Below are 13,857 nucleotides of genomic sequence, written 5' to 3'. Positions count from 1 at the left end.
TCCGCCCCGGCGAGGGCCGTCCCGCAGTCCGCCGGTGCTGGCAGACTTGAGCCGTGACCGCGCCTCCTTCCGCCGGCGCCGAGCCGCGAATCGCTCACGGCCCGCTGCGCCCCGTCGAACTCGCCACCGCGGCGGTCCTCGGTGGGGTGACCGTCGGGCTGGTGACCATCGGCTCGGTGGTGCCCTACGCGGCGGCCCTCAATCTGGTCGCCGCGGTGCCGATGGGCCTGCTGGCGCAGCGCTACCGGCTGCGCGCCATCCTGGGCGCGACCGTGGCCGCGACCCTGGTGAGCTTCGTCGCCGCCGGCCTGGTGCCCGCGGCCACCGTGGTCAGCTCGGCGACCATCGGCGGCATCATCGGCACCGTCAAACGGCGGCGACGCGGACTGATCACCGTCCTGTTCCTGTCGTCACTGGCCGGATTGATCTGGGCGGCCTTCTCGGTCGGCATGCTCTACCTGTTCGCCGCCTCGCGCCGGCTGGTCTTCGACAACGTGCGCAATATCGCCCAGGGCATCGATCACATGCTCTCCCGGCAGCCACAGCTGGAATCGCTGGGCAACGGTGTCGTCTCGGTCACCGACAGCGTGCTGAGCTGGTGGTGGCTCTACATCGGCGGCGGCGTATTCCTGGGCGTGGTCATGACCGCCGCCTTCTCCTGGTTCGTGCTCGGCTCGGTTCTGGATCGGCTGGAGTGGCTGCCGGGGCGGGATCGGCTGGACGCGCCGGCCGATACCCGCGCGGTCGCACCGGTGCCGGTCCGGTTGCGCGGCGTGTCCTTCCGCTATCCGGGTGCGCGCGCCGATGCGCTGAGCGATATCGACCTGTCCGTCGAGATCGGCGAATTCGTCGCCGTCGTCGGCCACAACGGATCCGGCAAGTCGACACTGACCCGGCTGCTGGCCGGCCTTCCGCCCACCGGCGGCACGGTCGAACGTCCCGGTTCGGCGGGGCTCGGCGTGATCGGCGGCACCGCGCTGGTGCTACAGCGGCCCGAGAGTCAGACGCTGGGGGTACTGGTCGCCGACGACGTGGTGTGGGGTCTGCCCGCCGAGGCCGCGCGCGCGGTCGACGTGGAGGCGTTGCTGTGCGAGGTGGGGCTGAGCGGGCTCGGTGGCGCGGAGACCGCGACCCTGTCCGGCGGCCAGCAACAGCGCCTGGCGGTGGCGGCCGCCCTGGCTCGCGATCCCGCACTGCTCGTGGCCGACGAGGCGACTTCGATGATCGATCCGGACGGTCGGCGCGAACTGGTCGCGCTGCTCGCCGGATTGCCCGCCCGGCACCGGATGGCCGTCGTCCTGGTCACCCACCACGAGGCCGACGCGGCGGCGGCCGAGCGGGTCATCCATCTCTCCGGAGGTCGCCAGGTCGACCATCTGCCGGCCTGGCCGCGCCCGGTGCGCAATCTGCGACGCTCCCCGATCGGCGAACCGCTGCTGGAGCTGCGGGATGTGCGCCACACCTACAACCGCGGCACCCCGTGGGCGGCGACCGCGCTGCGCGGGGTGAATCTGACCGTCCATCGCGGGGAGACACTGCTCGTGGTCGGCGGCAACGGGTCGGGAAAATCCACCCTGGCCTGGATCATGGCGGGACTCGTCGTGCCGACCACCGGCAGTTGCCGGCTGTGCGACTACACCGGCTCGCGGCCGGTGCACAAGCGCATCGGTGCGGTCGAGCTGGCCTTCCAGCACTCCCGGCTGCAACTGCAGCGCCAGACCGTCGGCGCCGAGATCGAGGATTGGGGCGGGCACGGCACCGGTTCCGGGGCGGTGGGCCGCGCGCTCGACGCGGTGGGGCTGGACCGGGCGATGGCCTCCCGCTCGATCGAGGAATTGTCGGGTGGTCAAGCCAAGCGAGTGGTTCTCGCCGCGATCGTCGCCAGTCGCCCGCAGGTCGTGGTGCTCGACGAACCCCTGGCCGGACTCGATCCGGAGGGCCGCGCGGAGGTGGTGGAACTGCTCGCCCGGCTGCGGGATTCGGGACTGACGCTGATCGTCATCTCGCACGATGTGGCCGATATGGAGAGTGTCTGCGACCGGACGGTCCACCTGCAATCCGGTCTCATCCTGGAAAGCCTGCCGGCCGTCGCGACCGCCGCCGACAGCTCGGCCGATGCCACCGGCGCCCCGGCGGTGGCGCCCCCGGGACCGGCCGAACCCGTACTCGGCCCGCCGGCCGACGGCGACGGGCGCGGGGAAACGGGAATCGCGGGCCCGCGGTCCGAACCGATGCAGCCCGGGACGAACGGCACGACGGACGGCGGCCGCCCCGAGACCGATCGAGCCCGGGGCACACAGCGCCGCAGCCGGGGCCGGCACGGCGACGCCCTCGGAGGTGCGCGATGAGTGTGGTGCTGCTGCGCGAAGTTCCGGTCGACAGCCCGATCCATCGGCTGTGGGCCGGGACCAAGATGATCGTCGCCTTTTTCATCAGTGTGCTGCTGATGTTGCAGCCCGCGTGGCCGGTCCTGGGAGTGGTGGTCGCCTTCCTGATCGCGATCGGCCTGACCGCCCGGCTGCCGCTGGGCACGCTGCCGCGGCTGCCGTGGTGGTTCTGGGCACTGATCGTGCTCGGTGGGCTGATCACCATCCCCACCGGTGGTGCCGCCGTACTGCGGTATGTCCAGGTCACGCTGTTCGGGCTGGTGTTGCTGACCACCTCGTTCCTGATCGCCTGGACGACCCCGATGAGCGAGATCGCTCCCGCCCTGGCCAAACTCGGTGCGCCGCTGCGAGTTCTGCGGATTCCGGTGGACGAATGGGCGGTCGTCGTGGCGCTGACCCTGCGCGGACTGCCACTGCTGATGGACGAGATCCGGGTGTTGCGCGCCGCCCGCCGGCTGCGTCCGAAGGACGGGTCGATGGCGCGCGGAGCCGCGAATCCGCTCGTGGACATTCTCACCGCGGCCATGGCCGTCGCGACCCGTCGCGCCGGGGAGTTGGGCGAGGCCATCACGGCACGCGGCGGGACAGGTGAATTGACCGCGCATCCGGCCGGCCCCCGCCGGGCCGACTACCTCGCTCTCGTCCTGTCGGTGGTGGTGTGCGGCGGCGCGGCGGCGATCGGCGTGTTTCTGTAACTCGCCGAAGCAAATCTTCAGCGATCTCATGTCGAAACGGGCAACCTTATTCCGCTTTGCGAAACACGAAGTCAGGAGGTCGAATTCACCCCACTTTGCGACCGAGTGAAGGTACGGTTACTTCCGTGAGTTAGCCGGACCGCGGCTCCACGCGCAGGGGTTGAGATACGTCGGGGGTATTGGGTTCTCAGCGCGCGTCGTTTTCGGCTACCGAATTTCTTCCTGATGGAGATTGGAACCGGAATGTTTCTGCGCAAGTTCGCCGCTCTTGCCCTTCCGGCAGTAGTGGCTGTCGCCCTCGGGGCAGGCACCGTCCATGCCGATACCGGCGCACCCACGGTGCGCTACGAAACCCATCTGACCGGCACTACCGTCGAAACCACTCTCGACGGCGGCTTTTTCCGCGTCGACGCCGACGGCCGCACCGTCGACGTCACCGACGCCGACGGCCGCGCGCTCGTCACACTGCCGCTGTCCTTGCGGCAGGACGGTGTGGAATACCCCCTGCCCCACCAGGTGCGCGACGATGCCCGGGTCCTGGAATTGACCGTGGTGAAGGACGTCGCGGCGGCGCGGCCCGCGCCGGTGACCCCGGTGGCGTCGCCGCTGGAGAATCAGAGCGCGATGAACGCGTTCGCAACCCAATTCGGGCTCGGAACCGCGATCGGCAGCTTCATCGGTACCGCCATCGGCGCAGTGATCGGCCTGGTCGTCGGCGCCGCGGCAGGCGGTATCGGGGCGATTCCGGGATTCATCACGGGTGCCACTGCGGGCGCGATCATCGGCTCGCTGGTGGTCGGCGGACCCACGCTGGTCGTGGCCGCCATCGATCTCATCAGCACGCTGAGCGCTCCGGCGGGCACCACGAAGTGGTACACCGCCACCACGAACTGACTCGCCCAACCGAACATCCCGAAGGGTCCGGCGCCCACACTCGTGGCGCCAGGCCGTCGGGCCACGGCACGAGAACGGGTCGGCCGCGCGAGAAAGACACCCGTTCGGGAGGCCGAAACCGGTTGTGGCGGAACCTACTTCTCGTCCGGCACCCACGCCGGATGCCACAGCCGCCCGGACTCGGTCCAGTTCATGTACCGCACCATGCCGGGGATTTTCGGCGTCGCCCAGACGGCATCCTTGCGTTCGTCGGCGGTCAGCTCGTTGGTGAAGGGACTGGTCTTGCGGCGGAGGGGGCGCAGGCGCGCGGTCAGGCCCGACATCTCGCGGTCGCTGAAGCCGGTACCCACCCGGCCGATGTAATACAGCTCGCCGTCGTGGCGGACGCCGACCAGCAGGGAAGCGAATTCTCGTGCGGCACTGCGACGCCAGCCACCGATGATCACCTCCTGGGTTCGCCAGTTGCGGGTCTTGATCCACGACTGGCCGCGCTTGCCGGGCAGATAAACCGAATCCTTGCGTTTGGCGACGACTCCCTCGAGCCGATGCTCACGGCTGTATTCCAGGGCGTCCGTACCGGAGCCCTCCAGCCGCGGCGGGACGAGCAGCGAGGGCACGCCCTCGGCCAGCGCCTCCAGCACCTGCCGCCGATCCGCGTAGCGCTTGCGCAGCAGCGAGGTTCCGTCCAGATACAGCACGTCGAAGGCGACCAGTTCCGCATGGGCCGGATCCGCCTGCAGCAAAGCCAGATTCGACGAACCCTCGGCGTCGAAGACGACCGCCTCCCCGTCGAGCACGATCCGATGCCCCCGCAGTTGCCGTCCCAGCTCGGCGATGCGCGGATAGCGGTCGGTGACGATATTGCCCGCCCGGCTGCGGATCACCACGTTGCCTTCGTCGATTTCCGCGATGACCCGGAACCCGTCCCATTTGGTCTCGAAGACCCAGTCCCGGGCGCCGAGTTTCGCCACCTCCCCGGAGGTCGCCAGCATCGGCGACAGTCCGCGCGGAAACTCGGCTCCTCCCGACCGTGCTTCGGTCCGGCTCGAGGTGCGCGCTGCGACATCGTGTTCGGCGACGCCGTTTTCGTCCCCGCCGGAGCCGCCGCGCCTACGCCCGGCCGTCCCTTGCGGGTCGCCGCGGTGACCGTCGGCCGAATCCCCTTGCTCCGCCACCTCTTCCGGCTCGGCGGCCTGCGATTTCATCAGGTGCATCAACCACTGCTTGCCGTCGGTGCGGATGAAGGCGTAGCGGCCGTTGAGACGCTCGCCGTGAAACTGGACGATCACCTCGTCCGCACGCCACTTCTCGGTGTCGTAGGTGCCGGTGTCCCAGATCGTCATCCGCCCGGCACCGTATTCACCGCGCGGGATGGTGCCGTGGAAATGCAGGTATTCCAGGGGATGGTCCTCGGTGTGCACGGCCAGCCGGTTCTCCGACGGCGAGGTCGGCGGCCCCTTCGGCACCGCCCACGACACCAGCACACCGTCGCGTTCGAGTCGCACATCCCAGTGCAGTCGCCGAGCGTGGTGCTCCTGCACCACGAAGCGATCACCCGCACCGGGATCGGGCGGCCCGGGCGGAACCGGTTCCGGCGTGCGGGCGGGGTCGCGCATGGACCGGTAGGTCTGCAGCGGATCCGCCGCACCGGCACCCAGGGGCGGATCCAGACCCGCCAGCAGATCCCCGTCGGAACGCCAGCGTTCGAGTACCTCGTCGAAGCGCAACTGCCGCAAGCACTTTCGGTCGGCGATCTCGTCCCAGCTGCGCGGCGCCGCGACCGTCGGCCGCTCACGTCCGCGCAGCGAATACGGCGCGATGGTCGTCTTCGCCGGGTTGTTCTGGCTCCAGTCCAGGAAGATCTTGCCCGGCCGCACGGCCTTCGCCATCGTCGCCGTGACCAGCGCCGGATGCAGCTTCTCCAGCCCGGTCGCCAGCTGTTTCGCGACCGTCGAGGCGCCGCCGGGACTCAGTACCCGGTCCAGCGGCACATAGATGTGAATGCCCTTGCTGCCGCTGGTCACCGGATAGGCATCGAGACCGGCGTCGCGGACGGTATCGCGAATCCACAACGCCACCGTCGCGCAATCGGCCAGGTCCACCCCCGGCCCGGGATCGAGATCGAAGACGATGCGGGTGGCCGGACCGCGCGATCCGTCGACGAAACGCCATTGCGGCACATGGATTTCCAGCGACGCCTGCTGTCCGAGCCAGGCCAGCCCGGCCACCGAGTCGATGACCGGATAGTTCACTCGGCGATCGGAATGATCCATCGGCCGGCGCTGAATCCATTTCGGCGCGTGCGAGGCCAGATTCTTTTCGAAGAACGAGGATTCGCTCACCCCGTTGGGCCAGCGCTTACGCGTCACCGGACGGCCGGCGATATGCGGCAGCAGAGCCGGTGCGATGGCGGTGTAGTAGTCGATCACCTCACCCTTGGTGGTACCCGTCGCCGGATACAGCACCTTGTCGAGGTTGGTCAGACCGACCTCGATGCCCCCGAACTCGCGGCGCGCCGCCATAGTCGCAGTGTAAAGCGAAAACGGGCCCCGCCGGAGGAGTGAACCTCCGGCCGGTGCCCGTCGTCGATCGGCGAGTGAGCCCGGTGGTACCGGGCATCCCGCCTCGTGCTCAGCCCTCCGGCGGCTGCGGCGCCTGCGGCGGGGTGGCGGGCGGAGTCTGCGGGGGCGCGGCGGGCGGCTCGGGAGCCGGCGGCGGGGTCTTGCCGCCCTGCTGGGGGATGTTCTTCTTGATGGCCTCGGTGCCCTTGTCGATGTGATCGGAGTACTTGCCACCGGTCTTCTCTTTGACGAAGCCACCGGCCTTGTCGACAGCGCCGTGGACCTTCTCCGCGTTCTGCGAGGCCGCGTCGCGGCCCTTACCCACCAACCCCTTGAGCGTATCCATCAAACTCATGAAGCCCACTCCTTCACTCGTCGACTGCGTTTCTAGCGCACATCCTCCCACCAGGAGACCTGCGGTGATACCGCATTGGTATCGATCCGCCCGCCGGGAAGCGGCACCGCTACCCGGGTACCCGCTGCACGCGCCGCCGCAACAAGTCTGTGGACCGGCTCGGACCAGCCGTGGAAAGCCAGGTTGAACGTGGCCCAGTGAATCGGCACCAACATGCCGTACTCGGCCTCCCCGACACACACGTCGGCGTGGGCGCGTACCGCCTCCTCGGGGTTCATGTGCACATCGGGCCAGTGCACGTCGTAGGCGCCGATCGGCAGCAGCGTGAGATCGAACGGACCATGAGTCGCGCCGATTTCGGCGAACGCCTTCGTGTACCCGGTGTCACCGCCGAAGTAGGCCCGCCGCCGCGGCCCGGCGAACACCCACGACGCCCAGAGCGTCGTGTTGCGGGTGAGGCCGCGTCCGGAGAAGTGCCGCGCCTCGGTGCAGGTGACGGTGAGCTCACCCAGCCCGGGGCGGGTGATGGAAGTCGACGTGTTCCAATCCAATTCGATGATGCGGGTCTCCGGGACCTGCCATTTGCGCAGATGGGCGCCGATCCCGATCGGCACCACGAACGGGGCGTCCTGACCGGCCACCAGCGCGCGCACGGTCTCGCGATCCAGATGGTCGTAGTGATCGTGCGAGATGACCACCGCGTCCAGCGCCGGCAGCGAGGACAGCGGCGCCGGGACCGGATGCAGCCGGGCCGGCCCGATCAGCGGTGACGGCGAGACCCGCTCGCTCCAGACCGGATCGGTGAGGATGCGGTAGCCGTCGACCTCGATCAGGGCGGTGGCGTGGCCGAACCAGGTCACGGCCAGATCTGCCGCCTGCTCCGGATGTTCGGTGCTCGCCAGCGGGATTTCCGCCGGTGGCCGCCCCACATCGCGCCGGGTCAGCGCCGACAGCAGCAGGGATGCGCCGGATCCGGGCGTGATCTGACTGCTGGGTTCGGTGTTGTGGAACTGCCGGTCGCGGTAGCTCGCCGACCGCGTCGCCAGCGGTGCGATGGCGGCCGCGGAAGCCCCCATTTCGGCGGGAATCCGCCATGCCGCGCGGGCCACCCAGCGCACTCCGACCAGCCCGGCCGCGGCCAGGGCCGCTCTGCGGGCGGCCGCGACGATCTCGGTGCCGGCCATCAGCGCCCCACGAACTTCGCCGCGCGCTTCTGTTCCCGCGCCAGCCGCGCCTCCTCGGCGTCGGCGCTGCGCCAGGCGGCCTCCAGCGCGGCGCGCTGCTCGGGGGTGTCCTCGCCGCGGGTGCCGTCGTCGTTGAACACCAGCTTGAGGTGGCGCAGCGAGAGCGGGGCGAGCTGGGCGATCGACTTGGCCCACTCCTGCGCGTCGGCCAGCGTGCCGAGGCGGTTGGCGAAACCGAAAGTGTATGCGTCGGAAGCGGATACGCTCTCGGCGCCCATCAGCACGGTCCGCGCCGGGCCGCCGCCGATCAGCGAGACCAGGCGGCGCACCGTCCAGCGATCCACCGAGATGCCCAGCTTCGCGGCCGGAATGGCGATATAGGAATCCGGGCTCATCACCCGCAGGTCGGAGGCCAGCGCCAGCTGCACCCCGGCGCCGAGCGCGCCGCCGTTGATGGCGGAGATCACCGGCACCGGGACCGTTTCGATAGTGCGCAACAGACCGAGCAGTCCGTCGAGGAAATCCGACGAGTAGACGCCGGACAAATCGGCTCCGGCGCTGAAAATCGGCCCCTGACCGGTCAGCACGATCACCCGCGCGTCGGCCGCCGCGGTCGTGACGGCCTCGCGCAACGCTGCCACCAACTCGTCGTTGAGGGCGTTGCGCCGCTGCGGGCGCTGTAATTCGATGGTGACCACGTCACCATCCCGGCTCACTGCGAGCATCTGACCTCTCCCCATTCGCGCGGTTTCTCTTCCGGGGGGCACACCTCACCGCACCCGCCGGTCGGTATCGACTCCACTGTATGCGGCGGACAGTTACCGCAGCGCACCCGACGCGTACTGTGACGGCGGTGACCGCACCCGATGTCGAGATTGTGGTGATCGGCGCCGGCCAGGCCGGACTGTCGGTCGGCTATCACCTGCGGCGGCTCGGATTGACACCGGGAACCGACTTCCTCATCGTCGACCACTCCCCCGGTCCCGGCGGGGCATGGCAATTCCGCTGGCCCTCACTGACTTTGAGCACCGTGAATCGCGTGCACGACCTGCCGGGGATGTCGTTCACCGAAACTCTTCCGCCCGGCTCGGATTCCGTACCCGCCGCGACCGCGGTGCCGCACTATTTCGAGCTGTACGAGAAGCGTTTCGACCTGCGAGTTCGCCGGCCGGTGTCGGTACGGGTGGTGTGCGACCGAGCAACCACCGCAACATGTCCGGGGACGTTGGTGGACGGGCTGTTGCACGTCGAGACCGTGGTCGGCGAGAACCTCTCGGCCGCAGAGGTTTCCGTCGTCGCACCGCCCGAGTCACCGGTTGTCGGCGACCGGACCCTCCGGGTGCGCGGAGTGATCAACGCGACCGGCACCTGGGAAAAGCCCTTCATTCCGTACTATCCGGGCGCCGAAACCTTCGCCGGGCGGCAATTGCACGCTCATGACTACCGCAGCGCGGCGGAGCTCGCCGGTCAGCACGTCGTGGTGGTCGGCGCGGGAATTTCCGCGGTCCAGCTGCTGGACGAGATTTCCCAGGTCACCGGCACGACGTGGGTGTCGCGGACGGAGCCGCGCTGGCGGGAGGGGCCGTTCGGTCCCGACGAGGGCCGCCGGGCGGTCGCGATGGTCGAGGACCGGGTGCGTCGCGGATTGCCGCCGCGATCGGTGGTGTCGGTAACCGGACTGCCGGTCGACGACCGGATTCGCGCCGCCCGTGCGCGCGGCGCGCTGACCTGGCATCCGATGTTCGCCCGCATCGAACCGAACGGCGTGCGCTGGCCCGACGGCAGCTTTCAGGCCGCCGACGTGATCCTCTGGGCCACCGGCTTCCGCAGCGCGCTCGACCACCTGGCGCCGCTGCGACTGCGCGGGCCCGGCGGCGGCATCGCGATGACGGGCAGGCTCGCTACCCAGGTAGCCGCCGACCCGCGCATCCATTTGATCGGTTACGGGCCGTCGGCCAGCACCATCGGCGCGAATCGGGCAGGACGCGCCGCAGCGGTCGAGCTCACGCGCTACCTGGGTCTGCGATAGGTGCCCGGCAACGCGTCAGTCGAGCCCCATCGCGAACGTGTCGGGATCGGGGCCGACGCGGCTGCCGGTGTCGAGCGCATTGAGGGTGGTCATTTGCTCGACGTCGAGTTCGAAAGTGAACACATCGAAGTTCTCCCGGATGCGCTCGGGATTCACCGACTTCGGAATGACGATATTGCCCAGCTGCAGGTGCCACCGGATCAGAACCTGGGCGGGCGTGCGGCCGACCTGTTCGGCGACCGCGCCAACGGTGGGATCCTTCAATTCCGCGCCCTGGCCGAGCGGACTCCACGCCTCGGTGGCGATGCCGTGCTCGGCGTGGAAGGCACGCAGCGTGTTCTGCGCGAGCGCCGGATGCAGCTCCACCTGGTTCACCGCCGGCACCTCACCGGTCTCCCCGATCACCCGCCGCAGGTGTTCCGGCTGGAAATTGGAGACACCGATCGAGCCGATGCGGCCCTGCGTCTTCAGCGACTGGAACGCACGGAACGTGTCCACGTAGCGATCCGCGCTCGCGACCGGCCAGTGGATGAGATACAGATCGAGATACTCGAACCCCAGCCGCTTCATACTCGCGTCGAACGCGCGCAGCGTCGAGTCGTACCCCTGGTCGGCATTCCACAGCTTGGTGGTGATGAAGACCTCGTCGCGCGCCAGCCCCGATTCGGCGATCGCCCGCCCCACCTCGGCCTCGTTCCCGTAGGCCGCCGCGGTGTCGATGCTGCGATACCCCGCCTCGAGCGCGGCGGTCACCGTGTCGAAGGTCTGTCCCTCCGGCACCTGGAAAACCCCGAAGCCCAGCCTCGGAATCAGATGGCCGTCGTTGAGAATCACCGACGGCACTGTGCTGCTCTCGCTGCGAAAGGTCACCGTTCCGACCGTAGAAGCGGTTTGCCGAGCCGTCAACGACGCGCACCTGCGTGTTCGGATCCTGTGCGCCTACCAGGCGGAACCTCGGACCTCAGCGCTCGGTTGCCCGTCCGAGGTCGAGGTCGACATCGAACGCAACGCGCACTCGCGGCCGATCGTGGTGGATGCCGGTGAGCGCGTACTGCGGTCGCGTTCCTCGGAACCGGGCGGACGGGTGGACCCGCACGCACGACGAAGGCGGTCGGAGCACGGAACCACACGCTCAGCCGGGAACGCCCAGCCGACGGTAACGGCGGTGGCGAAGGGCGCGCAGATCGGCTGTCGGTCGGGTCCGGAGGCTCGCCACTTCCCCGGCGATGGCGGCGACCATGCGGCGCGAGAAGTCGATCGGTTCGTGGGCGGCGTCGGGGTGCTCCGGGACGATGCGGTCGACGACGCCGTCGGTGCGCAGGTCGGCCGCGCCGACTCGTTGGGCGGCGGCCAGTTCCGGCGCATGGTCCGTATCGCGGAAGACGATGGCGCTGGCACCTTCCGGCGGGAGTGGCGCCAGCCAGGCGTGAGTTGCGGCGAGGACACGGTCGGCGGACAGCAGGGCCAATGCCCCTCCGCCGGTGCCCTGGCCCAGCAGTACCGACACGGTCGGCGTGTCCAGAGTGACCAAATCCGCTAGGCAGCGGGCGATTTCGGGCGCGAGGCCGCGCTCCTCGGCCTCCTGGGACAGCGCGGCGCCCGCGGTATCGATGACCAGGACCAGCGGGAGGCGGAGTTCGGCGGCCAGGTGCATACTGCGGCGGGCCTCGCGCAATGCGGCCGGACCCATGGTGTTCTCGCCGGTCTGGCCGGCCCGGTCGTGGCCGAAGATCACGCACGGTTCGCCCCGCAGCCGGGCCAGGGCGTGCACGACGGTGCGGTCGGATTCGCCTTGGCCGGTGCCGCTCAACGGCACCCGATCGGTCGCCTGCCGCAACAGCTCCCGGATGCCGGGACGCCGCGGGTCACGGGAGATCAGCACCGACTCCCAGGCCGATGAAGTGGTTCGGTCGGCGTCCGGTGAATCAGCGGTATCGGCCGAACCTCCGGCAATGCCGCCGTCGCCGGGCGGGACCACCGAAAAATCCTGCGCTGACGTAGCAATGGATAGCGAATCAGACTGTCCCGCAACCGAAGTCGTCACATTCAACAACCGGTGCGCGATCCGGCGGAAGAACCGGACCGGCACGACCCCGTCGATGACCCCGTTGCGATACAGGTTCTCGGCGGTCTGCACGCCTTCCGGAAACGGCCGGTCGTAGAGGGCCTCGTACACCCGTGGTCCGAGGAATCCGATCAGCGCCCCGGGTTCGGCGAAGGTCATGTGCCCCAGCGAACCCCAGGACGCGAATACGCCGCCCATCGTGGGATTGCGCAGATACACCAGGTAGGGGTGGCCGGCCGCTTTATGGGCGGCCACTGCGCCCGCGATCTTCACCATCTGCACGAAGGCGACCGTGCCCTCCTGCATCCGGGTTCCGCCGGAGGTGGGCGAGGCGAGCAGGGGCAGACCCAGCTCCGTGGCGCGTTCGACGGCGGTGACGATGCGCTCGGCGGCCGCCACGCCGATCGATCCGGCCAGAAAGCCGAATTCACACGCGATCACCGCGACGCGCCGCCCGCGCAACCGTCCCTCACCGGTCAGCACCGATTCGTCGGTGCCGCTGCGTTCGACCGCGGCGGTCAGTTCCGCGCGGTACGCCGGCGACGTGGCGACCTCGATCGGTTCTCGATCCCAGCTGCGATACGAACCGGGATCGAGCACACCGTCGAAAAACTCACGCGCCGAGATCTTCACGCTCCGAGCGTAACCGCGCCGGACCGGGCGATCGGCGGTCGTGGTGCCACCGCGCGCCGACGCGGCCGCGTCGTGCGGCCGGTCGTCGGCGTATCAGTAACCCTGAACCACTTTGCGCAGCGCGTACTCGGTGACCGAGACCAGCGCCTGCTTCACCGGCTCGCGGCGGCGCGCGTCGATCGACATGATCGGCACGTCCGCCGGGACGGCCAGCGCCTGGCGGATGTCCTCCAGGGGGTACCGCGGTGCGTCGTCGAACTCGTTGATGGCCACCAGGAACGGCAGCCCACGAGCCTCGAAGTAGTCGACGGCGGCGAAGGAATCCTCCAGCCGTCTGGTGTCGATCAGCACTACCGCCCCGATGGCGCCGCGAATCAGGTCGTCCCACATGAACCAGAAGCGGTACTGGCCGGGTGTGCCGAACAGATAAAGCACCAAATCGTCGGCGAGGCTGATCCTGCCGAAGTCCATGGCCACCGTGGTGGTGGCCTTCGTCGGCACGGCGGTCAGGCTGTCAACGCCCACACTGGCGTTGGTCACCAAAGCCTCGGTGCGCAGCGGAACGATCTCCGATACAGCACCGACCAAGGTCGTCTTACCCACACCGAAGCCACCGGCCACCACGATCTTCGCGGAGGTCGGCTTGGCGTTGCGGGTATCGACCTGGGCCGTCGAATCAAATACGCCGGAGTCCACTGAGAACCCTTTCGATCAGCTCGCGACGTTCATCGTCGCTCGAATCGTCTTTCAAAGTCGCCGAAACTCGAACATGTCCCGCCTCGATGAGGTCGGCGACGAGCACTCGAGCCACCCCGATCGGAATACCCAGTCGGGCAGCCAGTTCCGCGACAGATGGCGATTCTCTGCACAACTCCACGATTGACGTCTCGATGTTGGTCAGTTCGAACTGCCGCTCCAGGGCGACCGGATGCGATGCGACGAGCGCCTCCAATGCCAACTCCACCGTCGGCCGCGTACGACCGGCGGTCAGCGAGTACGGACGGACGAGGCTGGGCTCGGCGCTCCCCACGTGCTGGTTGTCTATGTCCATCCC

General features: G+C 69.0%; 12 protein-coding genes. 4 read left to right on the top strand and 8 right to left on the bottom strand.

Annotation, left to right across the window (positions count from 1 at the left end; all coding sequences use genetic code 11):
- Positions 1 to 53: 53 nt before the first annotated feature.
- From NE2_RS09400 to NE2_RS09390, 3 genes are all read left to right on the top strand, one after another.
- Complete coding sequence (locus tag NE2_RS09400; protein WP_084493914.1) at positions 54 to 2,348, top strand: ATP-binding cassette domain-containing protein; 2,295 nt, start codon at positions 54 to 56, stop codon at positions 2,346 to 2,348.
- The gene (locus NE2_RS09395) at positions 2,345 to 3,082 is read left to right on the top strand and encodes an energy-coupling factor transporter transmembrane component T family protein (RefSeq protein WP_063025589.1); all 738 of its coding nucleotides are present in this window, start codon (positions 2,345 to 2,347) and stop codon (positions 3,080 to 3,082) included. Before NE2_RS09400 ends, NE2_RS09395 begins: the two co-directional genes overlap by 4 nt.
- A gap of 225 nt (positions 3,083 to 3,307) precedes the next feature.
- Positions 3,308 to 3,976 carry a DUF8020 domain-containing protein gene (locus NE2_RS09390; RefSeq protein ID WP_228816527.1) on the top strand — a complete coding sequence of 223 codons (669 nt, stop codon included), beginning with the start codon at positions 3,308 to 3,310 and terminating at the stop codon, positions 3,974 to 3,976.
- Between the two features lie 134 nt (positions 3,977 to 4,110).
- Here NE2_RS09390 and NE2_RS09385 read toward each other — a convergent pair whose 3' ends face one another.
- The 4 genes from NE2_RS09385 to NE2_RS09370 all read right to left on the bottom strand — a co-directional run bounded on the left by NE2_RS09385 (position 4,111) and on the right by NE2_RS09370 (position 8,801).
- Entirely contained in the window at positions 4,111 to 6,498 is a 2,388-nt protein-coding gene (locus tag NE2_RS09385) for an ATP-dependent DNA ligase (protein ID WP_063025588.1), read from the bottom strand.
- A gap of 109 nt (positions 6,499 to 6,607) precedes the next feature.
- Complete coding sequence (locus NE2_RS34510; RefSeq protein ID WP_084493928.1) at positions 6,608 to 6,892, bottom strand: antitoxin; 285 nt, start codon at positions 6,890 to 6,892, stop codon at positions 6,608 to 6,610.
- 32 nt (positions 6,893 to 6,924) lie between these two features.
- A complete protein-coding gene (locus tag NE2_RS09375; RefSeq protein WP_063025587.1) occupies positions 6,925 to 8,076 on the bottom strand; it encodes an MBL fold metallo-hydrolase in 1,152 nt (383 codons plus the stop codon).
- Entirely contained in the window at positions 8,076 to 8,801 is a 726-nt protein-coding gene (locus NE2_RS09370; RefSeq protein WP_063025586.1) for an enoyl-CoA hydratase, read from the bottom strand. The genes NE2_RS09375 and NE2_RS09370 overlap by 1 nt, the downstream gene beginning before the upstream one ends.
- Before the next feature lie 80 nt (positions 8,802 to 8,881).
- Here NE2_RS09370 and NE2_RS09365 point away from each other — a divergent pair, with 80 nt between their 5' ends.
- Complete coding sequence (locus tag NE2_RS09365; RefSeq protein ID WP_063025585.1) at positions 8,882 to 10,105, top strand: NAD(P)-binding domain-containing protein; 1,224 nt, start codon at positions 8,882 to 8,884, stop codon at positions 10,103 to 10,105.
- A gap of 15 nt (positions 10,106 to 10,120) precedes the next feature.
- Here NE2_RS09365 and NE2_RS09360 read toward each other — a convergent pair whose 3' ends face one another.
- The 4 genes from NE2_RS09360 to NE2_RS09345 form a co-directional block, all read right to left on the bottom strand.
- Complete coding sequence (locus NE2_RS09360) at positions 10,121 to 10,975, bottom strand: aldo/keto reductase (protein WP_084493913.1); 855 nt, start codon at positions 10,973 to 10,975, stop codon at positions 10,121 to 10,123.
- A gap of 262 nt (positions 10,976 to 11,237) precedes the next feature.
- Positions 11,238 to 12,803 carry a carboxyl transferase domain-containing protein gene (locus NE2_RS09355; protein WP_063025583.1) on the bottom strand — a complete coding sequence of 522 codons (1,566 nt, stop codon included), beginning with the start codon at positions 12,801 to 12,803 and terminating at the stop codon, positions 11,238 to 11,240.
- A gap of 93 nt (positions 12,804 to 12,896) precedes the next feature.
- On the bottom strand, positions 12,897 to 13,499 hold the full coding sequence (locus NE2_RS09350; RefSeq protein ID WP_174553921.1) for a GTP-binding protein: 603 nt from the start codon (positions 13,497 to 13,499) through the stop codon (positions 12,897 to 12,899).
- Positions 13,480 to 13,854 carry a DUF742 domain-containing protein gene (locus NE2_RS09345; RefSeq protein ID WP_025347064.1) on the bottom strand — a complete coding sequence of 125 codons (375 nt, stop codon included), beginning with the start codon at positions 13,852 to 13,854 and terminating at the stop codon, positions 13,480 to 13,482. Before NE2_RS09345 ends, NE2_RS09350 begins: the two co-directional genes overlap by 20 nt.
- Between the last annotated feature and the right edge of the window lie 3 nt (positions 13,855 to 13,857).

The sequence above is a fragment of the Nocardia elegans NBRC 108235 genome, assembly GCF_001612845.1.
Taxonomy (GTDB): domain Bacteria; phylum Actinomycetota; class Actinomycetes; order Mycobacteriales; family Mycobacteriaceae; genus Nocardia; species Nocardia nova.
The sequence above is the reverse complement of the archived record's forward strand: the minus strand, read 5'-3'. Positions and strand labels throughout refer to the sequence as shown.

What these genes read in the sequence shown, in the direction of transcription:
- NE2_RS09385 (WP_063025588.1), bottom strand. Translation starts at nt 6,498, where the DNA reads ATGGCGGCGCGCCGCGAGTTCGGGGGCATCGAGGTCGGTCTGACCAAC.
- NE2_RS09375 (WP_063025587.1), bottom strand. Translation starts at nt 8,076, where the DNA reads ATGGCCGGCACCGAGATCGTCGCGGCCGCCCGCAGAGCGGCCCTGGCC.
- NE2_RS09370 (WP_063025586.1), bottom strand. Translation starts at nt 8,801, where the DNA reads ATGCTCGCAGTGAGCCGGGATGGTGACGTGGTCACCATCGAATTACAG.
- NE2_RS09395 (WP_063025589.1), top strand. Translation starts at nt 2,345, where the DNA reads ATGAGTGTGGTGCTGCTGCGCGAAGTTCCGGTCGACAGCCCGATCCAT.
- NE2_RS34510 (WP_084493928.1), bottom strand. Translation starts at nt 6,892, where the DNA reads ATGAGTTTGATGGATACGCTCAAGGGGTTGGTGGGTAAGGGCCGCGAC.
- NE2_RS09345 (WP_025347064.1), bottom strand. Translation starts at nt 13,854, where the DNA reads ATGGACATAGACAACCAGCACGTGGGGAGCGCCGAGCCCAGCCTCGTC.
- NE2_RS09390 (WP_228816527.1), top strand. Translation starts at nt 3,308, where the DNA reads ATGGAGATTGGAACCGGAATGTTTCTGCGCAAGTTCGCCGCTCTTGCC.
- NE2_RS09365 (WP_063025585.1), top strand. Translation starts at nt 8,882, where the DNA reads ATGCGGCGGACAGTTACCGCAGCGCACCCGACGCGTACTGTGACGGCG.